The sequence below is a fragment of the Asaia bogorensis NBRC 16594 genome (assembly GCF_001547995.1).
Taxonomy (GTDB): Bacteria; Pseudomonadota; Alphaproteobacteria; order Acetobacterales; family Acetobacteraceae; genus Asaia; species Asaia bogorensis.
Map to the genome: position 1 here is coordinate 362596 of NZ_AP014690.1, position 25740 is coordinate 388335.

22 protein-coding genes are annotated in these 25740 nt (G+C 58.7%); 18 read left to right on the forward strand and 4 right to left on the reverse strand.

The annotated features are described in order from the left end of the window. Positions 1-101: 101 nt before the first annotated feature. The 11 genes from Asbog_RS01665 (at position 102) to Asbog_RS01715 (ending at position 13137) form a co-directional block, all read left to right on the forward strand. On the forward strand, positions 102-2027 hold the full coding sequence (locus Asbog_RS01665) for a bifunctional 5-dehydro-2-deoxygluconokinase/5-dehydro-2-deoxyphosphogluconate aldolase (RefSeq protein WP_062163850.1): 1926 nt from the start codon (positions 102-104) through the stop codon (positions 2025-2027). Positions 2028-2049: 22 nt separating this feature from the next. Then, positions 2050-3906: a 3D-(3,5/4)-trihydroxycyclohexane-1,2-dione acylhydrolase (decyclizing) gene (gene iolD / locus Asbog_RS01670; protein WP_062163851.1), complete on the forward strand. Its 1857-nt coding sequence runs from the start codon at positions 2050-2052 to the stop codon at positions 3904-3906. A 38-nt stretch (positions 3907-3944) separates the two neighbouring features. Continuing rightward, the gene (gene iolE, locus Asbog_RS01675) at positions 3945-4844 is read left to right on the forward strand and encodes a myo-inosose-2 dehydratase (RefSeq protein ID WP_062163852.1); all 900 of its coding nucleotides are present in this window, start codon (positions 3945-3947) and stop codon (positions 4842-4844) included. Further along, positions 4841-5641, forward strand: a complete 801-nt coding sequence (gene iolB / locus Asbog_RS01680) for a 5-deoxy-glucuronate isomerase (RefSeq protein ID WP_062163853.1) — start codon at positions 4841-4843, stop codon at positions 5639-5641. The genes iolE (Asbog_RS01675) and iolB overlap by 4 nt, the downstream gene beginning before the upstream one ends. Positions 5642-5665: 24 nt before the next feature. Then, positions 5666-6694: a Gfo/Idh/MocA family protein gene (locus Asbog_RS01685; RefSeq protein ID WP_062163854.1), complete on the forward strand. Its 1029-nt coding sequence runs from the start codon at positions 5666-5668 to the stop codon at positions 6692-6694. A gap of 171 nt (positions 6695-6865) precedes the next feature. Continuing rightward, on the forward strand, positions 6866-8332 hold the full coding sequence (locus tag Asbog_RS01690; RefSeq protein ID WP_231944630.1) for a sugar porter family MFS transporter: 1467 nt from the start codon (positions 6866-6868) through the stop codon (positions 8330-8332). A gap of 15 nt (positions 8333-8347) precedes the next feature. Continuing rightward, positions 8348-9469 (forward strand): Gfo/Idh/MocA family protein, encoded by a 1122-nt coding sequence (locus Asbog_RS01695; protein WP_062163856.1) that lies wholly within the window; start codon positions 8348-8350, stop codon positions 9467-9469. A 184-nt stretch (positions 9470-9653) separates the two neighbouring features. Next, the gene (locus Asbog_RS01700) at positions 9654-10043 is read left to right on the forward strand and encodes a tautomerase family protein (protein WP_062163857.1); all 390 of its coding nucleotides are present in this window, start codon (positions 9654-9656) and stop codon (positions 10041-10043) included. 25 nt (positions 10044-10068) lie between these two features. After that, positions 10069-10899, forward strand: coding sequence for a TIM barrel protein (locus Asbog_RS01705; RefSeq protein ID WP_197669051.1), 831 nt, complete (start codon positions 10069-10071; stop codon positions 10897-10899). A 312-nt stretch (positions 10900-11211) separates the two neighbouring features. Beyond that, positions 11212-12672, forward strand: a complete 1461-nt coding sequence (locus Asbog_RS01710; RefSeq protein WP_062163858.1) for a catalase — start codon at positions 11212-11214, stop codon at positions 12670-12672. A 150-nt stretch (positions 12673-12822) separates the two neighbouring features. Further along, complete coding sequence (locus tag Asbog_RS01715; protein ID WP_146926427.1) at positions 12823-13137, forward strand: hypothetical protein; 315 nt, start codon at positions 12823-12825, stop codon at positions 13135-13137. A 108-nt stretch (positions 13138-13245) separates the two neighbouring features. On the opposite strand, the gene Asbog_RS01720 is transcribed toward Asbog_RS01715, so the two are convergent. Continuing rightward, positions 13246-14166, reverse strand: coding sequence for a LysR family transcriptional regulator (locus Asbog_RS01720; protein WP_062163860.1), 921 nt, complete (start codon positions 14164-14166; stop codon positions 13246-13248). A gap of 96 nt (positions 14167-14262) precedes the next feature. Here Asbog_RS01720 and Asbog_RS01725 point away from each other — a divergent pair, with 96 nt between their 5' ends. From Asbog_RS01725 to Asbog_RS01735, 3 genes are all read left to right on the forward strand, one after another. Further along, entirely contained in the window at positions 14263-15912 is a 1650-nt protein-coding gene (locus Asbog_RS01725) for an alpha-keto acid decarboxylase family protein (protein WP_062165643.1), read from the forward strand. A gap of 94 nt (positions 15913-16006) precedes the next feature. Then, entirely contained in the window at positions 16007-16621 is a 615-nt protein-coding gene (locus tag Asbog_RS01730; RefSeq protein WP_023979629.1) for a YitT family protein, read from the forward strand. A gap of 48 nt (positions 16622-16669) precedes the next feature. Next, positions 16670-16963: a DUF1330 domain-containing protein gene (locus tag Asbog_RS01735; protein ID WP_035443981.1), complete on the forward strand. Its 294-nt coding sequence runs from the start codon at positions 16670-16672 to the stop codon at positions 16961-16963. Between the two features lie 146 nt (positions 16964-17109). On the opposite strand, the gene Asbog_RS01740 is transcribed toward Asbog_RS01735, so the two are convergent. Beyond that, entirely contained in the window at positions 17110-18204 is a 1095-nt protein-coding gene (locus Asbog_RS01740; RefSeq protein WP_062163861.1) for a tyrosine-protein phosphatase, read from the reverse strand. A gap of 374 nt (positions 18205-18578) precedes the next feature. Then, positions 18579-19619, reverse strand: a complete 1041-nt coding sequence (locus tag Asbog_RS01745; protein WP_062163862.1) for a LacI family DNA-binding transcriptional regulator — start codon at positions 19617-19619, stop codon at positions 18579-18581. A 194-nt stretch (positions 19620-19813) separates the two neighbouring features. Here Asbog_RS01745 and Asbog_RS01750 point away from each other — a divergent pair, with 194 nt between their 5' ends. From Asbog_RS01750 to Asbog_RS01760, 3 genes are read left to right on the forward strand one after another with little or no spacing between them, the layout of a single operon-like run. Continuing rightward, on the forward strand, positions 19814-20428 hold the full coding sequence (locus Asbog_RS01750) for a sugar dehydrogenase complex small subunit (RefSeq protein ID WP_083510653.1): 615 nt from the start codon (positions 19814-19816) through the stop codon (positions 20426-20428). Then, positions 20428-22038, forward strand: a complete 1611-nt coding sequence (locus tag Asbog_RS01755) for a GMC family oxidoreductase (RefSeq protein ID WP_062163864.1) — start codon at positions 20428-20430, stop codon at positions 22036-22038. Before Asbog_RS01750 ends, Asbog_RS01755 begins: the two co-directional genes overlap by 1 nt. A 3-nt stretch (positions 22039-22041) precedes the next feature. Then, on the forward strand, positions 22042-23508 hold the full coding sequence (locus Asbog_RS01760) for a c-type cytochrome (protein WP_083510654.1): 1467 nt from the start codon (positions 22042-22044) through the stop codon (positions 23506-23508). Between the two features lie 63 nt (positions 23509-23571). On the opposite strand, the gene Asbog_RS01765 is transcribed toward Asbog_RS01760, so the two are convergent. Continuing rightward, positions 23572-24585: a LacI family DNA-binding transcriptional regulator gene (locus Asbog_RS01765; RefSeq protein WP_171840643.1), complete on the reverse strand. Its 1014-nt coding sequence runs from the start codon at positions 24583-24585 to the stop codon at positions 23572-23574. Positions 24586-24727: 142 nt separating this feature from the next. Between Asbog_RS01765 and iolE (Asbog_RS01770) the strand changes: the two genes are divergently transcribed. Next, on the forward strand, positions 24728-25666 hold the full coding sequence (gene iolE, locus Asbog_RS01770) for a myo-inosose-2 dehydratase (RefSeq protein ID WP_146926429.1): 939 nt from the start codon (positions 24728-24730) through the stop codon (positions 25664-25666). Positions 25667-25740 lie beyond the last annotated feature (74 nt).

A 25740-nucleotide genomic window follows, 5' to 3' on the forward strand; every position in this document is an offset into this window, starting at 1 on the left:
CGAAGTTAAAGAAAATTAGGGAATGTACGTTCTATGACGTGACCAAGAACAGAATGTATGTTCTTATCATGCGCAACGTAACATGCTTGCAGGAGTCGGGGATGCGCGGACAGGATCTCGATATCATCGCCATAGGACGTTCCTCAGTCGATCTATACGGGCAGCAGATTGGTGGCCGGCTGGAAGATATGGCCAGTTTCAGCAAGGCAGTCGGTGGTTGCCCGGCCAATATCGCTATCGGCACATCGCGGCTCGGCCTGAAATCGGCCATCATCACCCGTGTGGGTCATGAGCATTTCGGGCGCTTCATCACCGAGCAATTGCAGCGCGAGGGTGTGTGCACCGATGGTGTGCGCGTCGATCCCGATCGGTTTACGGCGCTCGCCATTCTTGGGGTGCGTGATCGTGAAAACTTCCCGCTTCTGTTTTATCGCACCGATTGTGCCGATGCAGCGCTGGACGAAAACGATATCGATCCCGCACTGATCGCCCGCGCCAAAGCAGTTGTCGTGACCGGCACGCATTTCTCGCGCCCGGCTTCGGCCAAGGCGCAGCGCAAGGCGATGGATCTTGTGCATGCGCATGGCGGCAAGGTGGTATTCGATGTGGATTACCGCCCCAATCTGTGGGGTCTGGCCGGCATTGGCGATGGTGAGTCGCGCTATGTGAAATCCGAGAATGTCACGCGGCATCTCATGGAAATCCTGCCGGAATGCGATCTGATCGTCGGTACCGAGGAAGAGCTGCATATTGCAGGGGGCAGCGAGGATACGCTTGAGGCCATTCGGGCCATCCGGGCTGTTTCCAGTGGCACGATCGTCTGCAAGCGTGGCCCGATGGGATGTGTCGTGTTCGATGGTGCCATTCCCGATACGCTCGAAGACGGTATTTCGGGCCCCGGCTTTCCGGTTGAGGTCTATAATACACTCGGGGCGGGCGATGCCTTCATGTCGGGCTTCCTGCGCGGCTGGGTCAGGGGCGAGAAGATTGCCGAGTGCTGTCGCTTCGCCAATGCCTGCGGGGCCTTTGCTGTCTCGCGCCTTCTGTGCTCGTCGGAAATTCCGACATGGGAGGAACTGAGCTACTTCCTCGAAAAGGGCAGCAATGAGCGCGCCCTGCGTCGCGACACTGCCATCAATCACCTGCACTGGGTCACGACGCGCCGTCAGCAGACAACGCCCATCATGGCGCTTGCGTGCGACCACCGGTTGCAGCTTGAGGAAATTGCCACGGCAGTGGGAGCCTCATTCGACCGTATTCCCAAATTCAAGAAACTCGCTGTCGAAGCCGCAAAATCTGTCTCTCAGGGGCGTGCCGGTTTTGGTGTATTCATGGATGGTCGCTACGGGCAGGATGCGTTGTTCGAGGCCTCTCATGCCGGGCTATGGACTGCACGCCCTATCGAGAAAACCGGCTCGCGTCCGCTCGATTTCGAGTGCGGCGGGTCGCTTGGGGCGCATCTGGTGGAGTGGCCGAGTGAGCAGGTGATCAAGTGCCTGTGTTTCTACCACCCCGATGATCCTGAGGAACTGAAGCAGCGTCAGGAGCGCGAGTTGATCCGGGCCCAGGATGCCTGCCGCAAGCTGGGCAAGGAAATTCTGATCGAGATCATTGCGGGCAAGAACGGCGCGCTTAATCCCGATACCGTCTCGTCCATCCTTTCGCGTCTTTACGATACCGGGCTGCGCCCCGACTGGTGGAAGCTCGAGGGGCAGCGCGACAGGAAGGCGTGGGAGAAAATCGGTGCTGTGATTGAGGCGCGCGATCCGCATTGCCGTGGCGTGGTCATTCTTGGCCTCGATGCGCCAGCCGAGGAGCTGATGGAAGCCTTCGAGGCTTCTGCCGCGACGCCCTGGGTCAAGGGCTTTGCAATCGGTCGCACCATTTTCGCCCAGCCTGCCCGCGACTGGCTTGCCGGCAAGACAACCGACGACCAGGCCGTGGCCGAAATGGCGCGCCGGTTTCAGGCCTTCGTGACCGCCTGGGAGTCCCGCGATCAGGCGGTGCTCTCCGGGGCCAGTGCGTGACGTCAGGGAAGAGTATACGCCTATGAAAACCATCCGTCTGACCATGAGCCAGGCCCTTGTTCGGGCCATGATGGCGCAGAAAACCGAGATCGACGGGCGCATCGAGCCCTTTTTTGCCGGTGTCTGGGCCATTTTCGGTCATGGCAATGTCGCCGGTCTGGGCGAGGCGCTTCATGCGCAGCGTGACATCCTGCCGACATTGCGTGGTCATAACGAGCAAGGCATGGTCCATGCGGCCACGGCTTTCGCCAAGGCCGCCCGCCGCCGTCAGGTCATGGCCTGCACGAGTTCGATCGGGCCGGGTGCGCTCAACATGGTTACCGGCGCTGCCGTTGCTCATGTGAACCGTCTGCCTGTCCTGCTGCTGCCGGGCGATGTTTTTGCCAATCGTATTCCGGATCCCGTGTTGCAGCAGGTTGAGGATTTCGGCGATGGCACGGTCAGTGCCAGCGACTGCTTCAGGGCTGTCTCGCGCTATTTCGACCGTATCACACGTCCCGAGCAGATCATTCCGGCCTTCAACCGCGCCATGACCGTGCTGACCGATCCGGCTGAATGTGGCCCGGTGACGCTCTCGCTCTGTCAGGACGTGCAGGCAGAAGCCTTCGATTATCCCGAAAGCTTCTTTGCAGAGCGCATCCATCGCATACGCCGCCCGGTTGCCGACGAAGTCGAACTGGAAGAGGCCATTGCCCTGATCAGCCAGTCGCGCAAGCCGCTGGTGATTGCAGGGGGCGGCGTCCTTTATGCCGGGATCGAAAAGCAGCTTGCGGCTTTCTGCGCGGCTAAGGGTATCCCGGTTGGAGAGACACAGGCCGGTCGGTCCTCTCTGCCCACGTCGAACACCCTCAACATGGGGGGTATCGGGGTGAGCGGCAGTTCAGCCGCCAATGAAATGGCCGCCGAGGCCGATCTCGTCATTGCCGTCGGAACGCGTCTTGCCGATTTCACGACGGGTTCCTGGGGGTTGTTCGCCAACCCGGATATGCGGATCGTCTCGCTCAATATCCAGCCTTTCGATGCCACCAAGCATCAGGCACTGGCCGTGGTGGGCGATGCCGGCAAGTCGCTCTCTGCCCTCGAAGCAGGGCTGAAAGACTGGAAAGCCATACCGGAATGGACCGGCAAGGCCGAGCGTGCGTATCGCGACTGGATGGACATCTCGGCGCGTTATCAGGCGCTGCCCGATGCGAGCCAGACCTCCCTGCCAACCGATGCCCAGGTGATTGGCGCCGTGCAGCGGGCAGGGCGACCCACCGATACGGTGGTTTGCGCCGCAGGCGGTCTGCCTGCCGAGTTGCAAAAGCACTGGCGGGCTGAACAACCGGGCGGATACCATATGGAATATGGCTTTTCCTGCATGGGTTACGAGCTTGCCGGGGCACTGGGCGTGAAGATGGCCTGCCCGGAGCGCGAGGTGATCGTGATGCTGGGAGACGGATCCTGGCTGATGCTCAATGCCGAGATCGCCACCTCGGTGGTGCTCGATCAGAAGCTGATCATCGTGCTGCTCGATAACCACGGTTATGGCTGTATCAACCGCCTTCAGCAGGAATGTGGCGGGGCGCCTTTCAACAATCTATGGGAAGATTGCAGGCAGGTTCAGCCGTTCAAGATCGACTTTGTGCAACTCGCTCACGGGCTCGGTGCCCATGCCGAGAAAGTGCCCGATCTGCCGTCCCTGACAGCCGCTGTCGAGCGTGCCCGCGCTGCCGACCGCACCACGGTGATCGTGATCGATACCGATCCCGCACCCACGACTACCGATGGGGGCGCCTGGTGGGATGTGGCCGTGCCAGAGGTCTCGCCGCGAAGCCAGGTCGGCAAGGCCCGCGAGAGCTATGAGCGCCAGCGTGGCACCCAGCGTATCGGCAACTGATCCCTTCTGACGCATCAATCCTCATTCTGGAGGCAGACATGACCATCAAGATCGGCGCAAATCCCATCATCTGGTCCAACGATGACATGCAATCGGTGGGGGCATCCACCACGCTGGAGATGTGCCTGGCCCAGGCTCGCAAGGCGGGCATACAGGGTATGGAACTGGGGCATAAATTTCCCCAGACCGTTTCAGGCATGAAGGCCGCGCTCGACCCGTTCGGTCTCGAGTTCATCTCGGGCTGGTGGTCCACCGAGCTGTTGACCCGCAGCGCAGATGAGGAAATTGCCGCGCTCAAGCCCCGTCTGGAACTGCTCAAGGGTATGGGCTGCAAGGTCTGTATTGCGGCCGAAACCTCGAATGCCATTCATGGCCAGATCGACACACCGCTCTCGGCACGCCCCTATCTGAAGGGCGGCGAATGGACCGAATTTACACGCCGCATGACCGTGGTGGCTGACTTCCTTGCCGATCATGGCATCGACCTTGTCTATCATCATCATATGGGCACTGTGGTGCAGTCGCGCGAGGATATCGCACGCTTCATGGATCTGACGGGCCCCTCGGTGAAGCTGCTGCTCGATACCGGCCATGCGCTATGGGGCGGGTCTGACCCGGCTGAGCTGGCACGATCCTATCGTGATCGTATCCGCCATGTGCATGGCAAGGATATCCGACCGTTCAAGCGGGCCCAGGCCGATGTGTATGACTGGAGCTTCCTGCGCTCTGTCCTTTCCGGCGTCTTTACCGTGCCGGGTGATGGCTGCATCGATTATGCCCGCGTCATGCGCGAACTGCCCGACTATTCCGGCTGGATTGTGCTGGAAGCCGAGCAGGACCCCGAGATTGCCAATCCGCTCGTCTATGCCCGCATGGGCCGAAATTATCTGGTCGATACGCTGATTGCGACAGGCCATATGACAGGAGCGGCATTATGAGTTCGAAGCTTCTGGTCCATTCCCACAAGCGCGATGATTCGAAATGCACGGTTTCGGTCACACCGCAATCGGCGGGCTGGGGCTATATCAGCTTCAATGTGCGCGTGCTTGAGGCGGGTGAACAGGTGGCGGACCGTACCGGCCCGAACGAAACCTGTCTTGTCCTGATCAGCGGGAAGGCCCGCATCATCGGCGCAGATCAGGATTTCGGTGTGATCGGCGAGCGCATGGACCCGTTCAGCGGAGCACCCTGGTCGGTCTATCTGCCCTCCGGGGCAGACTGGCGCGTTGAGGCCGAGACCCCTGTTGAGCTGGCTGTTTGCGCGTCGCCCGCCAAGGGAAAATATCCGGCAAGGCTGATCCCGCCCGAAGAGGTGGGTGAACTGACACGCGGCACAGGCACCAATCAGCGTTTTGTGCGCAATATCCTGCCCGATACGGCCCCGGCTGAAACGCTGCTGGTGGTTGAGGTCATCACACCGGGCGGTCACTGGTCCAGCTATCCACCGCACAAGCATGACACGGATGACTTCCCGAACGAGACCTATCTGGAAGAGACCTATTATCACCGCCTGAAGCGCGGCAGCGGGTTCGCCCTCCAGCGTGTCTATACCAAGGATGGTTCGCTGGACGAGGCGATGGCCATTGCTGACCGCGACGTTGTTCTGGTGCCCAAAGGGTACCATCCGGTCGGCGCCCCTCATGGTTTCGATCTCTATTATCTCAATGTCATGGCAGGCCCGCGGCGGGTGTGGAAATTCTCCATGGATCCCGACCAGGCCCATCTTCCCTATTGATCCGACATACCGGAGCACAGACCCATGTCTTACAAAACCGAGACTCTCAAAATTGGCGTTATCGGCACAGGCGCGATTGGTGAAGACCATATCCGCCGCTGCATGCAGTCACTCTCGGGCGCGGAAATTGTGGCCGTTACCGATGTGAACCTCGTGCGAGCCCGTGAAGTGGCTGACAAATATGCCTCTCAGGCCAAGGTGCCAGAGGATGGTGAATCGCTCATTGCCCTGCCCGAAGTCGAGGCCGTGATCGTAACCTCCTGGGGTGGGACGCACGCACAATATGTGCTCGAGGCCATCCGCCACGGTAAATACGTGTTTTGCGAAAAACCGCTCGCGACCACGGCTGCAGATTGCCTGAAAATCGTCGAAGCCGAGGCGGCGCATGGCAAGCGCCTTGTTCAGGTGGGCTTCATGCGCCCCTATGATTCCGGGTATCGCGCCCTCAAGGCTCTGATCGACAAGGGCGAGATCGGTGAAGTGCTGATGATTCACGCAGCCCATCGCAATCAGCGTGTCGGTGCGAATTACAAGACCGATATGGGCATTACCGATACGCTTGTGCATGAGCTTGATGTCTTTCGCTGGATGCTCGGCGATGACTATGTGAGCGCGCAGGTGATTTTCCCGCGCCGCACGTCAAAGGCCATGGAGCATATGCGCGATCCGCAGATCGTCCTGCTGGAGACGAAAAAAGGCATCCGTATCGATGTCGAGATATTCGTGAACTGCCAGTACGGCTATGACATCAAATGCGCCGTCGTCGGCGAACTTGGCGAGGCCAGCCTGCCGGCACCGCCAGCCGTGGAACTGCGCAAGGCGGCCTCGCTCTCCACTGAAATCATGACTGACTGGAAGGAGCGTTTCATCGCTGCCTATGATGTCGAGGTGCAGGATTTCATCAATGGTGTGAAAGCCGGCAAGCTCAACGGTGCCACGTCCTGGGATGGATATTGCGCGTCGGTCGCCGCCGATGCCTGCGTCAAGGCGCAGGAAAGCGGCAGGATCGAGCCAATTACCATGTCACCCAGGCCTGGCCTGTATGGCGGTTGAAAGCCGATCGATCTGGAAAACTGATATCTCACGAGGCCGGACGGGTCTGTCGCATGTTCTCGCAACGGGGTGCGATGCAGCGCAGGGCGCTCAGGATCACCATGGCCATCTGAAACCCGGTCTCTGACTGTCTCACCCGGCGGAAAAACCGTCGGGACAGGAGAATCTTCGATGAGAAGAGTAAAAGACGTCGTCATGGTCGCGTCCGAGCGACATGACGTAGGCTATGTCCTGCGTATCTGCGCTATTGCCGCTCTGGGCGGAATTCTGTTCGGTTACGATACATCGGTCATTTCGGGGGCGATTTCGCCCTTGCAGGAATATTTCCACCTCTCCCCTGCGCAGACTGGCTGGGCCGTATCCAACGTGGTGATCGGCTGCATGGTCGGCGCCATGATTTCCGGCACGATGGCCGACAAACTGGGGCGGCGCATGACGCTGTTCATCTGCGCCCTGCTTTTCAGCCTGCAATCGGTCGGGACAGCGCTCGCAACAGACCTCACCTGGTTCGTGGTCTATCGCATGCTCGGTGGCATCGCTGTGGGTGTCGCATCGGCTATCTCGCCCATGTACATGTCCGAGGTTTCGCCCAAGGATATGCGTGGCCGTGCGCTCAGCATGGAGCAGTTCGCCATCGTGTTCGGTCAGGTGGTTGTGTTTATCGTCAATTACCTGATCGCGCGTTCCGCTACGCCGGAATGGCTGCTGGATATGGGCTGGCGCTGGATGTTCGGCTCTGAAATCGTGCCCTGCATCCTGTTCTGCGCGACGATCTTCTTCATTCCGGAATCACCACGCTGGCACGTCCTCAAGGGCCGTCACGACGAGGCGCTGAAAACGCTCACCCGTATTTCGAATGAGCATCACGCCCGCAACCTTCATGCTGAAATCAAGCAGTCTCTGGGTGCCGTCGCACAATCGTCCCTGGGCTTTACGAAGGTTCTGGGTGATGCGCGTGCACGCTGGATCATTTTCGTCGGGGCCAGCATTGCTGCGCTGCAGCAGGTCACCGGCATCAATGTCATGATGTATTACGCCCCGATGGTGCTGAAATCGACCAGCGGGAGCCTTCAGGCTGCGCTGTTCCAGACGATCTGGATCGGTTTTGCGCTACTGGCCGGCTGCATCATCGGCGCCTGGATCGTGGATCGTCAGGGTCGCAAGCCGCTGATGCTCTGGGGATCGATCGGTATGGTGCTGGGTCTGCTCGTCGTGTCATGGGGGCTCTACACCCAGTCCACTGGCCTCATGGCGCTGACAGGGATGCTGGTATTCATGCTGATGTTCGGCCTGTCATGGGGCCCGGTATGCTGGATCCTGATTTCAGAGATTTTCCCCAATCGTTTCCGTGCGGTCGGCATCAGCCTTGCTGTCACGTCGCAATGGGGCATGAATTTCGTGGTCAGCCAGTTTTTCCCGATGCTGAGCGAAAACAAATATCTGACCGAGCACTTCCATGGCGCCTTCTCCATGTGGCTCTTCGCAATCCTTGGATTGTTTGCCCTGTGGTTCGTCATGAAATTTGTGCCTGAGACCAAGGGCGTTTCCCTCGAGAAAATTGAGGATACGATGATCAATCATCGTGCCCAGTCGAATACGGCGGCCAGTGTCGCGGCCAACTCCACCCGTCATGTCTGAGCGAGGGGAAATCTGATGAGAAAGTCCATTCGTGTCGGCCTGATCGGCACAGGTTTCATGGGCAAGGCCCACGCTCTGGCCTATCAGGCTGCAGGCAACGTTTTTGATGATATCTCGCGCCCGGTCCTGCACGCCGTGGCTGATATCGATGGCAGCAGGGCCGAGCAGTTCAAAAACCAGTTCGGTTTCGCTAAGGCATTGACTGACTGGCAGGCGCTGGTGGCTGATCCTGAAATCGATGTGATCTCGATCACGACACCGACGCTGTTTCACAAGGAGATGGCCCTTGCCGCCATTGCCGCAGGCAAGCATGTCCATTGCGAAAAGCCGCTGGCTATCAGCGCGGCCGACGCTCTGGAAATGACGCTGGCAGCTGAAAAGGCCGGTGTGCGCAGCGCCAGCGGATTCAATTATATCAAGAACCCTCTCCTGAAATATGCCCGTGACATGATCGCCTCGGGCGAACTGGGCGAGATTACCGATTTCAACGGGATCCACGCCGAAGGCTTCATGGCTGACCCGGCCACGCCCTGGTCATGGCGTTGCGATCCGGCAGGCGGGCAGGGAGCCATTGCCGATGTGGGCAGCCACATCATCGCGATTGCCCGTTATCTTCTGGGGCCGGTCAATACGGTCTTTGCCAAGCTCGACACACCCATCAGAACCCGTCCCGTCAGCCCCGGTGCCAGCGAGCACCGCCAGGTGGGAGTGGATGATATCGCGCGTATGCTGGTCTCGTTCGAGCGGGGATGCTCTGGCACATTACAGGCTAACTGGCTCGCGACCGGTCGCAACATGCAGCTTGCGTTTCAGGTTTCCGGCAGCAAGGGCACGCTTGCTTTCGATCAGGAGCGGATGAATGAACTCCAGTATTTTAAGGCTGGTGAAGATCCGCGCAGCAACGGCTTCAGGTTGATCGAGTCCGGACCGCAGCATGCGCCCTATGGCGCGTTCTGCGTGGCGGGCGGGCATCATCTGGGCTTCAACGATCTCAAGACGATCGAGATGGCCGAGTTTATCCGCGCCATCGATCAGAACAGGCCGGCCAGCCCCGATTTCCGCGAAGCCTGGGAAGTTCAGCGCCTCATCGATTCAGCGGTGATGTCCGACAGGGACAAGAGCTGGATCACGCTCTGACGCGTCCTGAGACTGTATCCTCGGCGCGTATCGCCGGGGTGCCGTCAAGGAACGCTGCTCGGGGGACAACAACGGACGCCCCGCAGGGATGATGGGGCGGTGCGCCTGTCATCGTCCCTGCTTCAACACATCATCAGGGTGCCGGTCATGCGTTGTACTGGCATCCACCATTCGGGAAAAAACAATGCCGCTACTTCATTTCCACGTGGTCGAAGGGCGAAGCGACGACGATATCAAGGCGATGCTCGACGCGGCTCATGAGGCCATGCTCGAAACGTTCGAGGTACCGCGTGGCGATCGCTATCAGATCGTTTCGGAACACAAGAAAACACATCTGATTGTTGAAGATACCGGTCTCGATATCCCAAGAACAGACAAGGTTCTTCTTTTGCAAATGTTCACAAGACCAAGAGGTGATGCCAAAAATGCTGCATTCTATAAATGTCTGACTGAGAGACTCCAGACAAGCTGTGGTATGGCCCCTTCGGATGTCATGGTTTCAGTGGTCGAGAACAACGATGCCCATTGGTCCTTCGGCCATGGTCGCGCCCAGTTCCTGACTGGAGAATTGTGAGCATTCGCCTCCAGGGAGAAGAGCCATGATGCCCCCCGAGACCGGTTTGCCTGATCAGACGGATGCACAGCCTTTCACGCTGGCTGTCTGCGCCGAAATGCAGTTTCTTGATCTGCCCTTTATCGAGCGTGTCAGACATATCGCGCGTGAAGGATTCATGATCGAGATATGGGACTGGACGCGCCACGATCTCAGGCGGCTCGCCGCTACGGGGGCGCAATTCTCGTCCATGACCGGCTATATACGCGGCACGCTGGCTGACGAAAGTGGCGCACGGGAAATGCTGCACACGGCGGCGCAGTCAATCCGCGCTGCGCATGAGCTGGGGGCACCAAGGCTTAATCTGCACGGCACTGGCCTCGACTCCCGCGGGCTACCTGTGCGGCCCAGTCCGAACGGTGCCGATGGAAGCATGTGGATGAAGGCGCGTGACACGCTGGCGCGTCTTGCCGAACTGGCGGCGAGAAACGACGTGATGTTCGTGCTTGAGAATCTCAATGCCGCAGTCGATCATCCCGGCGTGCCCTTTGGCCGCGCACAGGAGTGTCTGGCATTGGTGCAAAGCGTCGATCAACCGTCCCTGCGCCTGATGCTCGATCTGTACCATGCGCAGATTGGCGAGGGGAATCTGATCGCCCTGATCGAGCAGGCGCTTCCCTATATCGGGGAAATACAGGTGGCCGATGTGCCCGGCCGATGTGAGCCGGGGACGGGCGAGATCAACTATCCGGCTATTGCCCGTGCGTTGAAGCGACTGGGCTATACGGGCGTGATCGGGCTCGAATCCTGGGCTGAGGATGGCAATAGCGAGCGCGCGTTGCGACGCTTCGCGTCCAGTTTTCAGGTGGGGCTGTAAAGGGCCGCGTCCTGTCTGGTCAGGCTCGTTCCTGTTTCTTTAGAACATTGCGAGCATGTCAGCACGTACCGGAAAGTTCTGTGCGTCGTCTGGTGCAACTGCCGAATCTTCGGAGCGTTGACGACTCACCAGCAAGAATGGCGGGCTGGCACAACAATACAGACCAAATGATAGTCATTCGCATTTAGGGTTGGTGTGATCCTGAATCCGTTCTACGGGCTTTCTTCATAAATATTCTCGATAAGAGATCTTCGGAACCAGCAAGCGGATACGTGCTTATAGCCACACGTATTCCACCACCGGAGAGCTCCGATGTCTGATGAACGTCTGAAGAACACGACCACCGATTCTGGCGCGCCAGTCGCCAGCACCGATTATTCACTGAGTGTCGGGGCCGACGGCCCGATCCTGATGCATGATCATTATCTGATCGAGCAGATGGCGACCTTCAACCGGGAAATGATTCCCGATCGTCAGCCCCATGCGAAGGGTGGCGGTGCCTTCGGTCATTTCGAGGTCACGCATGATGTCAGCGCCTATACCAAGGCGAAATTTTTGCAAAAGGGCCAGAAGACCGAAACCGTGGTGCGTTTCTCCACGGTGGCTGGCGAGTCCGGCAGCCCCGACACATGGCGTGACCCACGTGGCTTCTCGGTGAAGTTCTACACCGAGGAAGGCAATTTCGACATGGTGGGGAATAACACCCCCGTCTTTTTCGTGCGCGATCCGATGAAGTTCCAACATTTCATCCACTCGCAAAAGCGCCGTGCCGATAACGGCCTGCGCGATAATGACATGCAGTGGGATTTCTGGACGCTGAGCCCGGAATCAGCGCATCAGGTCACGTGGCTCATGGGCGATCGTGGTATTCCGGCAAGCTGGCGTCACATGGATGGCTTCTCGAGCCATACCTATCTGTGGGTCAACGAGGCGGGTGAGCGCTTCTGGGTCAAGTATCACTTCAAGACCGATCAGGGCATCAAGTGCCTGACGCAGGATCAGGCCGACAAGCTGGCAGGCAGCGATGCGGATTATCACCGTCGTGATCTGTTCAACGCGATCAAGCGCGGTGAAAACCCGAGCTGGACGCTCAAGATGCAGATCATGCCCTATGAGGATGCCAAGACCTATCATATCAACCCCTTCGACCTGACAAAGGTCTGGCCGCAGGGTGAGTATCCGCTGATCGAGGTGGGCAAGCTCACGCTCGACCGTAATCCCACGGATTTCTTTGCCCAGATCGAACAGGTCGCTTTCGAGCCGAACAATTATGTGCCTGGCACGGGTCTTTCACCGGACAAGATGCTTCTGGCGCGTTCCTTCGCCTATGCTGACGCCCATCGCGCCCGCCTTGGCGTGAACTACAAGCAGATCCCGGTCAACGCCCCAAAATGTCCGGTCCATTCCTACTCCAAGGGCGGCACGATGCGTTCGCATAATGTGTCCGATCCGGTTTATGCGCCGAACTCCAAGGGTGGCCCGGTGGCCAATGGTGAGCGCTTCCCGGAAAATGCCGTCTGGGCCGCGGATGGTGAGTTCGTTCGTGCGGCCTACACGCTGCGCCCGGATGACGATGATTTCGGTCAGGCCAATGCGTTGGTGAACAAGGTCATGGATGACGCTGCTCGCGAGCGTCTGGTCCAGAATGCTGCTGGTCATATTGCCGGTGGCGTCGAGGAGCCGGTGCTGTCGCGTGTGTTCGAGTACTGGTCCAACGTCGATGAGAAGATCGGGCAACGTATCAAGGACGCTGTCCTGTCCCAGAAAGGCTGATTGGCCGCGTCGATCGTACCAGCTCAGGACTTTCGCAGGAAAGGGGTGCCGCAAGGCGCCCCTTTTTTAATTGCATCATCCGGATTGCCACCCGATTGTATCTTTATCGAAACAAGGGTCGCAAATGTGCACGGCGCAGGAAGGATGAGCATGGACGGACGGGTACCAATGTGGAATGGGCATGAATCATTCTGGGCCATGGCGTCCTACCCTAATCCTGAACCATTTCTCAGCCTCGGTGATGTCCTGTTTCTGATCGCATTATTCGGTTTATATCAGGCGATACGCGAGAGTTTCAGGAGAGTGCTCTCACCGCTGCAATTGATCGGGTTCGTGAACGTGATGGCGCTCGTCGGCTGGGGCGTCGTTTTCATGGTGTGGGGCAGTTATCTCGCGATAACCCTGTCGGCCATTCCCCAACTCTATCTGTTCTGTCTGACAAGACCGCGCGCGGTTGAGGCGTAACAGGAACGGTATGTGCTGCCACCACGACGCCGGCTCATCACAGGCGTACGGGAGGTCGTAGCCACTTACACGCGAAGCCGGGCCGCGATATCACGCATGAAGTGCGTCTCAGTTCTCGGTAGCGGTATCAGTTTCGATGAAATGCGCCTGGCAGACGCGCCTCCAGGCCTCGCCTGCTTTTGAGAGCGTGCGATCCTTGCGTGTCGCCATAACCAGATCGAAGCTGATGCTGGGTGATAAAAGCTTGAGGGCGGTCAGGCCATTCATGCGGCTATCCCGGCAGAGAAGCGAGGGTACGATCCCCAGCCCGACCCCCGCCCGCACCATGGCCATCAGGAGGTGGATATCGCTCGTGCGCCCGGTGACATGAGGCTGCGTCGAATGGCTGGCAAAGGCACTCATGATGAAATCGTTGATCTTGAAATCCTCACGCAGCAGGACGATGCGTTCGTCCAGAATGTCGTCCAGACGGCAATGATGCGCTTCGGCCAGCGGGTGCTGGCTTGGCACGACAAGGGAGAGATGATCTCGCCCTAGCGGATAAAGGCGCAAATCCCGCTCTGCTGCGGGGAGGATGAGCGCTGCAATCTCCGTTTTGCCGCTACGCAGGCGCGGTATCAGTCGATCGGACGGACATTCGTCGATTTCCAGCATCACATCCGGATATCTGCGGCAGAAAACATCGATAATGGCCGGAAAGCAGATCGAAGCGATGGCCGGAGGGACAGCCACGCGCAGCGGGCCTTCCACGGTTTCCCTCGTTTCTGAAAGCCGCTCTCTCAGGTTTATTTCGTCATTGACCGTTCTTTCCGCATAGCGGCGGAATATCTGGCCCTTCTCGGTCAACTGAATGGTTTTCCTGCCACGCACGATCAGGCTGGCCCCGATCTTGGCCTCGAGACTCTGCACACTCTGGCTGATCGATGGCTGACTGATATTGAGCGCCTGACTGGCACGCACAAAGCCTCCCTCGCTGATCACGGCGAGGAAATGGGTAAGCTCGCGAAAGGTGATCTGCGCAGGCGACATAGCCAAAATCCTATATTCGGCATAAAAATATCATATTATATTATATATTGCGAAGCATGTATGACCGGCCTGTTCTTGTTTGACGAGAGGCAAGCCATGAGTGTGACTGTCATAGAGCATCTGCTGAACCGCGTTGCCGATCTGGGCATCCGCCACGTGTTCGGTGTCGCAGGTGATTACGCCTTCCCGATTGAAGATGCTGTCTGTGCCCGCGATGACATGATTTGGGTGGGCAGCTGCAATGAACTCAATGCCGCCTATAGTGCTGACGGGTACGCGCGCGTAAATGGCGTTGCGGCTCTGAGCACGACGTTCGGCGTGGGTGAGCTCAGTGCCCTGAACGGTGTCGCCGGGGCTTTTGCCGAGCGCCTGCCGATTGTCCATATCGTTGGTATGCCCGCCTCATCGGTGCTGGGCTCCGACAAGCTGGTTCATCACTCACTGGCCAACGGTAATTTTCTGGCCTTCTACAATGCTGCCGCCGATTTTACCTGCGCCCGCGTCATTCTCACTCCGGAAAACTGTATCCAGGAAGTCGAGCGTGCCATTCATGCCATGTGCGCTGAACGACGCCCCATTTATTTCGGTATTCCCTCCGATATCGCGGGCAAGCCAGTGGTGGCGGCTGCGCCACTCATCCTGCAACCAGCGCAAAGCAGTCCCGACGCCCTCGGCTCGGTCATTGCCCGTATTCTCGCCAGTCTGGAGAAAAGCGCGCGATCCTGCGTTCTGCCGGGTATTCTGGCTACGCGTTTTGGCAATCAGGCCCGCATGCAGGATTTTCTCGATCGCACGGCGCTTCCCCACGCGACCATGTTTGCCGATAAAAGCGTGGTGAGAGAAACCGCCCCGCACTATCTCGGCCTTTATTACGGCCATCTGCTTCATGAAAATATCGCCGATTTCGTGGAAGGGTGCGATCTGGTGCTCGGGATCGGTATGCAGCAGACAGATTTCAACACCGGCGCGTTTACGGCAAAACTCTCCGAAGAACATCTGATCAACATCATGCCGGACCATGTTGTTTTTGGTCATGAGATTATCAATGGCGTGATGATGCACGATGTCCTCGATGGGCTTTGCGCCCAGGCAGACACGATCCGGCGTTTCGAGGGCGAACTGCCTGTACAGGCGCGTCCCGTTGCGGGAAATGAGCCCTTCATTTCCTCCGCGACGCTTTATCATGATCTTCAGTCGCTCATTAGGCCGGGTGATATCATTGCGGCCGAAACCGGCAATGCCTCAATGGGTATGGCGGAAATCCGCCTGCCAGAGGATGTGAGCTATCATAACCAGACCCTGTGGGGGTCTATCGGCTGGGCGACTCCTGCCTCTTTCGGTATGGCGATGGCCGCATCGTCACGCCGGGTAATCCTTGTGACAGGCGAGGGGTCGCATCAGCTGACGGCCCAGGAACTGAGCCAGTTCGGTCGCTTCAGGAAACACCCTGTCGTGGTTGTCATCAATAACGATGGCTATCTGATTGAGCGGCTTTTGTGCAAGGACGGTGAGACCTATTACAATGACCTCGCCCAGTGGCGCTATCACCTCCTGCCTGCCGCGCTGGGGTGCGACGACTGGGCCGTCAGCACCGTCGCGACACGCGATGAGCTCGAGGCCGCTTTTGCCGCCTGCAACGCGGATACCTCACGAGGTCATTTCATCGAGGTCCGCATGAGGCGTTACGATGCGGCACCCGTCGCGCTGGCGATGCATGATGCCGTGGGAACGCTCTACGGCAACTAGCCCCCTGCACATTCCTGAAGAATGACATCGACCCGGCGGTCTGCTGCTTGCAACAGCGGACCGCCCGACCCTGCACCAAGGACAAGATCCGGAAATGACCACGCCGCACGTACCGGCCCTGCGGCACTCGCTCGCAGAAGATATCTACGCCTTTTTCATCGGGTGTTCCCTGATCGTCATGGGCATATTGTGCCTGCACAAGGCTGGGCTGGTTACGGGAGGCATGGCCGGGATCGCTCTTTTGCTGTCCTATCTGGTGCCTGTCTCACCGGGTAATCTGTTTACCCTGATCAATTTTCCTTTCCTGCTTTTTGCCATACGCGCCATGAGCACGGGGTTTGCCTTCAGAACCATGCTGGCGAGTTTGGGCGTGACCTTCGCCGCCGGGGAAATGCCACTGGTGATGAACCTGTCCTACATAAACCCGCTGTTCTCTGCCCTGTTTTCAGGCACGATGATCGGGCTTGGGATATTATGTCTGGCGCGCCATCAGGCGGGCGTCGGAGGGACGGGCATCATATGCCTGTGGTTGCAGAAGGCACGCGGAATCAATGCCGGGCGTGTGCAGATCACAATCGATGCCGTCATTCTTTCTGTTTCAGCGTTCTATCTGCCGCTCGACAAGGCTGCCTTGTCGGCTCTCAGCGCTGTGGCCACGAGCGGTGTGCTGATCGCCTATCACCGACCGGGCCGCTATATCGGACATTGAGGTCCATAGGACCCGATCATCTGTCGCATTTCAGAAGGGATACACATCATGAGCGTCTATATCGTTTTCACCAAGGAACGCCTGATCGACCAGAGCGAGATGGATATCTATTCGGGTTTGGCGGCTGCAACGATCGACAAGCACCCTCTAACCCCGATCGTCTTCTATGGCGCGCAGGAATGTCTGGAAGGCGAAGGACCCGAAGGCATCGTCATTCTCGAATTCCCGGATCGTGCAGCCGCAATGGCCTGGTATGAAAGCGACGCCTATCGCGAGGCCCGTGAACATCGCTTTCGCGGGGCCGTCTATCGCGCCACGCTTGTGGATGGGACATCCAGATAAGGTTCTATCGGCAGCGTGTGCACTGTCGCGCCATTAGAGCGCCATTTGATAGAACGAGGGCACACTGCATTGTGGGCCCTCATATCCGTTCCGAAGGCACCGACGTATTGCCGATACCCGTTTGATACCGCTTTTCGGCCGGGCGCTCAGTCGAGATAGGCGTCGCGCAGCGCCTTGATCTGCGTCGGACCGACATCGAGGGCCTTGGCCAGATAGGCATTGATCGAACCATATTGCTTGCGGATCGAGGCAAAGGCGGCTTCGAGATAGGCAGGGTCGGAATTGAGCAGCGCACTCATGGCAGGCGACGCTGCCATGGCCCCACCGTTTTTGGGGTCATTCATCGCGGCCTTGAAGCTGGGCGTCATATGCGCGCGAAGCAGATCACCACTCATGGCGTAATCGCTCAGGATCGTCTGCTCGGGCACACCCAAAGCATAGAGAATGAGTGCAGAGGCAAATCCGGTGCGATCCTTGCCCGCGGTGCAGTGTGTCAGGGTGGGGGTCTGGTGCGCGACAAGGCGGGCAAATAGCGCCTTCAGCTCCGGCGCATAGTAATCCGGCATCTTTGCATAAAATGCCTCCATCAGCGCCTTGGCCTGGGTCTGATCCATCTTCGCCAGACGTGATTTGTCCGTCATGTCACCCGGCAGAACAGGCTTCTCCGAGGGATAGAAAGCGGGTGGTTTTTCCTGCCCGCTGACCTGCCAGTGTGTCGGCTGTTTCTGCTGTTCCGCCTGCGTGCGCAGATCGGTCACGCTTTTGATGCCCAGCGTGTCGACCAGCGCATAATCGGCGCTCGTCAGGCCGCCGGGCGCGGCCGAGCGATAGAATTCGCCCCAGCGCACATGATGGTGGTCTGCGGTTTCATAACCGCCCATATCGCGAAAGTTTGCCACGCCATCCAGCGGCAGAATGCGGTTCGCAACCCACTGCCCCGGTTTGCCATCAACCGGTTTGATAAAGAAATAGACACGCCTCTGTCCCGGGAACGGGGAAATCACGCGCGCTGCGCTGCTGTCATTGTGCTGTTGCACGAGGGTCATACCCTCTTTGCTGGCGGTACGGGATACGAAGATATCGACGGGCCCGAGCGCATGCGGCCAGGCCAGAGTGTATTGCGGCACCATCGTCACCTGGGCCGTGGCAAGGCTGCTCGTATCCGTCGCAGCAATGGCGAGCGGGGGTGACGCGAGGGTCGTGGCAGTGAGCAGGGTGACAAGCGCATTTTTCAGAAACATGGTTCTACTCGTTCTCGTCAGATATCAGCGCCCTTGCGGGGCGAAGCGGGCGCAATCTGGCATGAAGAAAGACGTGATGGTTGCCAGCGCTCACGCGCTGTCAACGTCGCACGATGAAAGGATCAGCGGGCAGGTCGTACAGCACGTTGCGCACGATACCCGCGACACGCAGCGCTGTCATTATTGACGGAAGAATTGCATAGTTAATTTTTTATTTCACCCTGCCGCGGGTAATATTGTCGCGATTCTTCTTCGGTTGCCATCGTTTGCATGCGCAGCGCACGCGAAGGGCCCGAGCCGCTTTCAACGCCTTATTCTGTGCTGTGTCACGGGCTTATGCCGGGTAGAGAATGAAGCGACATATTTCGGCGTCGCTAACCAATATTTTCAGAGGTCACCAACCGGAATTGAGGCGGATCGAAGCCAATAAGAGCCGGAATGATACCAAGTTTCTGCAAGCTGAGGTGGAGTGCCAGGCCGGCCTGGGTTTCGGGTGTCTGATCGATGGCAAAACTCATCGTGCCGTCGATCAGGCATGCGCGTGTCACCGGGTTGACCTCATGCCCTATCCAGCACAGGCTGCGCTGTCTGTGGCGACGCAGAACCTCGCCGATACGCAGGTTGTCGCCACCCGCTGTATAAACACCGATGAGGTCCGGATTATCCAGGATGGCCTGATGCAGCAGGCGCGCGGCTTCGTCGGGATCATCTCCATCGAACAGAATGTCAGCCAGTCGGTGCTGCTGCGCAGCCTGCCCGGAGAGGAAACCGGAAAAACCTTCTATACGCTCGCGATGATTGGCATAGGTCATGGAATGGCAAAGCGCGAGCAGTGAACCCGATCGTTGCGAGAGACTGCGCGTAAGGCACAGGGCTGCTGTACGCCCTGCCGCGTGATTATCGATGCCGACGTAAGGCAGCCCGGGCAGGTTGCGCGTGACGATCTGGATCACAGGCAGCCCATCGCTGGCAACATGATGCAGCGCTTCGAGTATATCGGGATGGGAAGGACAGGCAATGACCAGCGCCGAGCGTCTGTAAGGGGCGTCGAGGATACGGGCGACAAAAGCAGCAATATCCGCTTCGCCCACGAAATTGCGATGCACCTGGATATCCTTGCCCAGAGAGGCCGCCAGCGTTTTGAAGGCCTGGCTCAAACGCGCGTAGAAAAGCGTTTCCGGACGTACCAGTAATACATCAATGCGCAACACGCCCTGATGCAGGTTGGGCAGGGTCGGAAAATATTCGAGATCGCGCGCGATCGTCAGGATGCGCCGACAGGTTTCCGGTCGTACATTGCCCCTGCTGTGCAGCGCACGTTCGACAGTCGCAGTTCCAACGCCAGCCAGAGCTGCGATATCCTTTAATGTGGCACGCTTCCTGCGGCTTCTGTTGATCTCGACCTTGTCCAGCATTTTCGCACGCTCGTCTCACCGTCATGATGAAATCAGATCATCATGATGATCGTTTTGATCCTGTCCCCCCGTCTAGATAGCAGTCCCGGGCATACAGGCCCGATCAAACAGGTGTGACGGGACAACGGATCGATGCGCGGCGCCTGGGGTGCCTCAGTGCCGGTTTTCCGACGTGCCGGAGATGGGATGACGCTATGGGCGAGGCAACAAGACGCAGTATTTTGCGGTGCGGCATGGCGCTTGTTCCTGTGGTGGCGTTGTATGGCAAAGCTCGTTCCAGCCCGCTTGTCGGCGAGGCTGTGCCCTGTCCTGACGGGTTTCACGCGCTTTCTTTCACGCTTATAGGTCACGATGATCTGGATCCGGCATTGGCCAGGCAGGTGTGGTCCGGCCTCGTCATGCGCGACGGGGAGTTTCCGGGCCGCTATAGCGCCCTTGCGACAGCCCTGAGCAAGGCGGGCGTAAAAACCTGGCGTGACTACCAGCACTCCGAAGCCCGTGCACATGAAATGCTGCACGCTGTGGCTGTCGATATTGTGAGTGCCTGGTATCTGGGGCGTGTCGGCCCGATGCTGCCACGCGCCGAGACAGGTACGCCGGTATTCATCACCTATGAAGGGGCCCTGATGTGGCGCCCCACGATCGACGTGACAGTTATTCCCACCTACGCGCGTGGCGGCCCCGGATACTGGGCGGACCCACCCCCCATTGAGGACAGGCAGCAGAAAGACCGGCAACAGCAGGGCGGGCTGCCGAATGGCCGTCCGGCGGGGGCGAGCGTCTCCCAGAGCAATGGATCAGAATTCTGATGGTACAGCATGATTATGATGCCGACGTGATCGTGGTCGGCTCGGGGGTGATCGGTAGTCTGGCGGCTCATCACCTCGCCCGTAATGGTAAGTCGGTCATTATTCTCGAAGCAGGCACCCGTGTACCACGCTGGAAGATCGTCGAGAGCTTTCGGGAATGCGGGAATGTGAGCACTGATGCCGGCAATCGCAATCAGCCTTATCCAAATGAGCCCTGGGCCCCGAGTTCATTTGTGCCGGGCTACATCACCAATCACGGCCCTGTCGATTATGTGCCTGGCATGTTGCGTATGGTTGGGGGAACCACATGGCATTGGGGAGGGGCATGCTGGCGCCTGCTTCCCAATGATTTCCGCCTGCAGACGCTCTACGGCGTGGGGCGCGACTGGCCGATATCGTATGACGATCTTGAGCCGTTCTATCATCAGGCCGAAATCGAGATGGGGGTCTCCGGCGATGATAATGCCGATTACAGCGGTAAGAGTGGCGCAGCGTTCCCTCCACGTCAGGCGCCGTTTCCGGTAAGGCCCCAGGCGCTCAGCTATTTCAGCCAGCGTTTTCGCGATCGTGTGGCCGTGGGAGGGTATCCATTCACCTATCAGCCCAATGGGCGCGCAACCGATCCGTATGACGATCGACCGGCATGCGTCGGGAACAATAATTGCTCACCGATCTGCCCGATAGGCTCTCAGTATAGCGGTGACCGCCACGCCACGAAGGCCGAGCGTGCCGGGGCCAGACTTGTCAGCGATGCAACAGTCTATCGTCTGGAAAAGACGCCGGATGGTAAGCGCATTGCGGCGGTGCATTACTATACGCCTGCAAAGCAATCGATCCGTCTGACGGCCCGCCAGGTAATGGTTGCAGCCCATGCGCTGGAAACGCCGCGTCTCATGCTCCTGTCCGACGTCGGTAATTCCTCGGGCATGGTGGGTCGAAATCTCATGGATCATAACGCATTTTCTCTGGCGATGATCGCGGATGAACCCATGTGGTCGGGCCGCGGCCCGGTACAGCAGGGCGACGTACTCAAATGGCGCGATGGCGATTTCCGCCGTTTTCATGGCTGCATCCGTCACGAAGTCGGCAATTTCGTCGGTAATGTGCAGATCACCGAGCGCCTGCTGTCACAAGGGATTATCGGCCCGGAGCTTGACGAGAAAATAAGGCACATGGCGGCGCGCTGGGTTTTTATGGACTCCAATATCGAAATGCTGCCCGAGCCTGGCAACCGTATGACACTGAGTACCAGCAAACGGGATTTCCATGGTCTGCCACTCATGGATATCTATTACGACGTCAATGATTATGCCCGGGCCGCCGGGGCCGTGATCAAAGACGATTATGCCCGCTTCCTCAGCCTGCTGGGTGGCGAGATTTTCGATCAGAATCTCACGACATGGGAAAACCGCGATCATCCGATGGGCACGGTAATCATGGGTAATGACCCGCGTAACTCTGTGGTGAATGCGGAGGGTCGCAGCCATGACCACGATAATCTTTTCATCGCCACGACAGGGATCATGCCGGCGGCGTCAGTGGTCAATCCGACCCTGACAGGTTGCGCCCTGTCCCTGCGCTCAGCCGCCATCATGCTGAAGGAGATCTGAGTCATGGCGGATTGTCAGTCCCGGCATGGGGCCATGCGAGACAAATCCTTCAAAACGCTGCCCAGAAAGCAGCGCCGGGCAAGACAATGGCACTCTGGCGCCTTGCTGATGCTTGGTGTTGCAATGATATGCCCCGCATTCAGCGCAGATCAGACAGTGCTCGATCGTGGTGCCTATCTGGCTCGTGCTGCGGATTGCGTTGCCTGCCACACCCGGCCTGGCGGGGCGCCCTATGCAGGAGGATATGGTATCCAGACTCCTATGGGGGTGATCTATTCGAGTAATATCACACCATCGAAAACCCAGGGCATCGGGCGCTGGTCCGAGGCCGCGTTTGCGCGTGCTGTTCGCGGCGGTGTTTCGTCGAATGGTGTCTCTCTTTATCCGGCCATGCCCTATGATTCCTATGCGGCAATGACGGATCAGGATATTCACGCGCTCTATACGTATATGCAAACCGCCATCGAGCCCATCGAAGACGCGGCAAGGCCGGTCACGTCACTGCGTTTTCCCTATAATATTCGAGGGCTGATGCGGGTCTGGAACTGGCTGTATCTCGATCGTCGTGTCTTTGCCCGTTGGCAAGACGAGACGGAGGAACAGGCCAGGGGGCGTTATCTGGTCGAGGCTGTGGCTCATTGCGGAACCTGCCATACGCCGCGCAACTTCATGATGGCTGCGCGCACGGGCCATGCGCTCAGAGGGGCTCAGGTCGGGGGGTGGTATGCCCCCGATATCGCTGCCGGGCAGAATGCGCCACTCGCATCATGGCGGGATCAGGACATCGAAACCTATCTACGTGACGGGCATGTCCGCAATAAAGGGGTAGCTGCAGGACCGATGGGCGAGGCGGTCGAGCATTCCCTGCGGTTCCTGACTCCTCAGGATCTTTCAGCGATCACGGCCTATCTGCGTACGCTGAAGCGCCCCTCAGTTCCAGAGGCGGCTATCCAGGGCATTTCTGCGTCTGCCATTGTCCCGGCCAATGCCTCGCATGAACGCCCCATTTACTCGATTGACTCACCTCAAGACCGTCAGACACGCGCGGCCGCTCGGAGCGAACGCGAGGCGTCTCCCGCCGCTTACGCGGATCGACGCAATTATCGCGATATTTCAGGTGGTGCCGCGCTCTATATGGCTGCCTGCGCGGCATGTCATCAACTCGACGGAAGCGGGACAGCTGATGATTATTATCCATCGCTCACGCAGAGCCGAGCCGTGTTATCCGACCGGCCCAATAATCTCGTCATGACCATTCTGGCCGGCGTGCATCGCCAGGGTGCTGATGGCGTTGCCTTCATGCCGGCGTTTCGTCACGATCTTACCGATCATCAGATTGCAGCTCTCGCAAACTTCATCACAGCCCGGTTTGCGGGAAGGGAGCAGAAGCTGGACGATGCGAAAATCACTGCGTTACGACGCTTTGATACGGAAGACTTTCCGGCACGGGCGCGTCCCGGACGAGAATAGGGTCCTAACCTCGCTTTTCCGGGGCGGGAAGCAGGGATTTGACGGGCAGTTCCGATGAAATGCTCAGACCGTCTCACGTGTATGGACCGACAGGGGAATGATCGGGCCATCAAGAGGGGCTGTGCAGCGCCCCAGATAGTGGCTGAGAGTGGAAAGTGCCGTTCGCGCCTCGAGCATAGGGTTCTGGTCGAGCACAATGTCGATCGTGCCTGAGCGCAGCAACGTGGCGCGGTGGGGTGTCAGTTCGTGTGTGATGAAGACCAGCCTGTCGGCCATGCCCTGTTTTTCGAGCAGACGCGCAATGGCGTCGGCCCCGGTCGAGAAATGATAGATCCCGACAATATCGCGATGCTCCTGCAGCAGGGCATGAACGGCGTCGGCTGCCCTGTCGTCGTTTTCCAGACATTCCAGCGCAGGTGTGGCACTGAGTGCTGCGTAGCGCTCATCGAGTGCGGCCATGAAGCCTGCATAGCGCTGCTGATGCCCGATATAATGCATCGTCCCCGCAATGAGGGCCACGCGTCCCTCACGCGGGCCGAGCAGGCGGCCCATCATGTCAGCCGCAATACGACCCGCACGGTAGTTGTCCGAGCCGATATAGGCCAGACGCTCGGGAGCCGTGATGTCGGAAGCAATCGTCACAACGGGAAGTCTCGCACAGGCATCGCTTACGGCCTGCCTGATGCCTGGGTGATCGGGCAGACACAGGATGAGCCCGTCATATTCACGTGCCAGCGTGCGGATGAGACTTGCCGCCCGGTCAGGATGCTCGATGCTGGCATGGTGTTCGAAACACGCGATATTCTGTTCCCTGTAGGCAGGCATGATAACGCGAAAGGCATCCTGCAATGCCGCATGAAACGGGTTGACTGGCGGCTGGGTGACAACAGCAATACGCGCAAGCCGTGCATGAAGGGCGATCAGCCTTCGGCCATCACCCAGTTCGCGGGCGGCTTCAAGCACCACACGTTCCTTGTCGGGTCTTACGCCGCCGCGGCCATTGATAACCCGATCGACTGTCGCCGTTGAAACTCCGGAATACCGGGCAATATCGTGGATCGTGGCGCGCTGCGACATGGCATATCCGACCATCTGTTATGACGGATGTTATATATCTCACCCGAGTGATGCGAACACATCAAATCTATGCGTGTCCAGCCCCACGCTCTGCCCTAGCCTCAGGCAATCGGAACGACGAGCACCTGTGAGCGGAGGGGTGATGATGGATGAGACATCAGGCAGCACGGGTCTGCCGCCAAACGTCAGGCTGGGATGCAGCCCGCTTTCATGGACGAACGATGTGCTGGAGGATCTGGGCAATAAGACGCCGCTTGACCAATGTCTGAGCGAGATCGCCGCCGCCGGGTATGAGGGGACGGAGCTGGGGCGAAAATATCCGCGCAATGCCGAGGATCTGACACCTGTTCTGCAGCGCCATCACCTGGCGCTGGCTTCGGGCTGGTATTCGGGCCGGCTGGGTGAGCGCGATGTGGAGGAGGAATGGGCGGATGTCGCAAGTCATGCCCAGCTTCTGCGGGCGATGGGCTGTCAGGTCATGGTTTATGGTGAATGTGGCGCCATGGCCCCGTCTGCCGCGCCGCTCGATGAGCCCATGTCACGCCGCCTGAAACTGTCGCGTGAGGCCTTGCGCGACTATGCCGGACGGCTGAGTGTTTTCGATGCCATGCTGCGCGCGCGGTACGGCATACGGCTTGCCTATCATCATCATCTGATGATGGTGGCAGAAACATTTCCGGAAATCTGTCAGGTTTTCGATGCGCTCTCGACCGAGGTGGGTCTTTTGCTCGATACCGGGCACGCAATGGCGGCAGGGTTCGATTATCGCCGCCTGATCGATCGCTATGGCGCACGTATTTGTCATATTCACCTCAAGGATGTGCGCCCGGCGGTATTGGAGCGTGTGCGCGGTGATGATCTGAGTTTCAATGACGCCGTACGCGCGGGGGTGTTTACCGTGCCGGGTGATGGCTGCATCGATTTTGGCCCACTCGCAGCGTTTGTCGCCCAGAGCGGCTATCAGGGCTGGATGGTGGTTGAGGCCGAGCAGGACCCCGACAAGGCCCCCCCACTGGCGGCGGTAATACGGGCGCGCGCTCATATACAGGCATGTTTCGCGGGTCTGCTGGTGGCAGGGTGAAGGCAAGGCGGGCCACGGCATGGCTCGCCTGATCCTCTCCCGGTTTCATGAATGGTCGATATAGGACCATGCAG

Excerpts from the sequence above, each read along its gene's own strand:
- Asbog_RS01665 (WP_062163850.1), top strand. The coding sequence starts at position 102 with ATGCGCGGACAGGATCTCGATATCATCGCCATAGGACGTTCCTCAGTC.
- iolD (WP_062163851.1), top strand. The coding sequence starts at position 2,050 with ATGAAAACCATCCGTCTGACCATGAGCCAGGCCCTTGTTCGGGCCATG.
- iolE (WP_062163852.1), top strand. The coding sequence starts at position 3,945 with ATGACCATCAAGATCGGCGCAAATCCCATCATCTGGTCCAACGATGAC.
- iolB (WP_062163853.1), top strand. The coding sequence starts at position 4,841 with ATGAGTTCGAAGCTTCTGGTCCATTCCCACAAGCGCGATGATTCGAAA.
- Asbog_RS01685 (WP_062163854.1), top strand. The coding sequence starts at position 5,666 with ATGTCTTACAAAACCGAGACTCTCAAAATTGGCGTTATCGGCACAGGC.
- Asbog_RS01690 (WP_231944630.1), top strand. The coding sequence starts at position 6,866 with ATGAGAAGAGTAAAAGACGTCGTCATGGTCGCGTCCGAGCGACATGAC.
- Asbog_RS01695 (WP_062163856.1), top strand. The coding sequence starts at position 8,348 with ATGAGAAAGTCCATTCGTGTCGGCCTGATCGGCACAGGTTTCATGGGC.
- Asbog_RS01700 (WP_062163857.1), top strand. The coding sequence starts at position 9,654 with ATGCCGCTACTTCATTTCCACGTGGTCGAAGGGCGAAGCGACGACGAT.
- Asbog_RS01705 (WP_197669051.1), top strand. The coding sequence starts at position 10,069 with ATGATGCCCCCCGAGACCGGTTTGCCTGATCAGACGGATGCACAGCCT.
- Asbog_RS01710 (WP_062163858.1), top strand. The coding sequence starts at position 11,212 with ATGTCTGATGAACGTCTGAAGAACACGACCACCGATTCTGGCGCGCCA.
- Asbog_RS01715 (WP_146926427.1), top strand. The coding sequence starts at position 12,823 with ATGGACGGACGGGTACCAATGTGGAATGGGCATGAATCATTCTGGGCC.
- Asbog_RS01720 (WP_062163860.1), bottom strand. The coding sequence starts at position 14,166 with ATGTCGCCTGCGCAGATCACCTTTCGCGAGCTTACCCATTTCCTCGCC.
- Asbog_RS01725 (WP_062165643.1), top strand. The coding sequence starts at position 14,263 with ATGAGTGTGACTGTCATAGAGCATCTGCTGAACCGCGTTGCCGATCTG.
- Asbog_RS01730 (WP_023979629.1), top strand. The coding sequence starts at position 16,007 with ATGACCACGCCGCACGTACCGGCCCTGCGGCACTCGCTCGCAGAAGAT.
- Asbog_RS01735 (WP_035443981.1), top strand. The coding sequence starts at position 16,670 with ATGAGCGTCTATATCGTTTTCACCAAGGAACGCCTGATCGACCAGAGC.
- Asbog_RS01740 (WP_062163861.1), bottom strand. The coding sequence starts at position 18,204 with ATGTTTCTGAAAAATGCGCTTGTCACCCTGCTCACTGCCACGACCCTC.
- Asbog_RS01745 (WP_062163862.1), bottom strand. The coding sequence starts at position 19,619 with ATGCTGGACAAGGTCGAGATCAACAGAAGCCGCAGGAAGCGTGCCACA.
- Asbog_RS01750 (WP_083510653.1), top strand. The coding sequence starts at position 19,814 with ATGGGCGAGGCAACAAGACGCAGTATTTTGCGGTGCGGCATGGCGCTT.
- Asbog_RS01755 (WP_062163864.1), top strand. The coding sequence starts at position 20,428 with ATGGTACAGCATGATTATGATGCCGACGTGATCGTGGTCGGCTCGGGG.
- Asbog_RS01760 (WP_083510654.1), top strand. The coding sequence starts at position 22,042 with ATGGCGGATTGTCAGTCCCGGCATGGGGCCATGCGAGACAAATCCTTC.
- Asbog_RS01765 (WP_171840643.1), bottom strand. The coding sequence starts at position 24,585 with ATGTCGCAGCGCGCCACGATCCACGATATTGCCCGGTATTCCGGAGTT.
- iolE (WP_146926429.1), top strand. The coding sequence starts at position 24,728 with ATGATGGATGAGACATCAGGCAGCACGGGTCTGCCGCCAAACGTCAGG.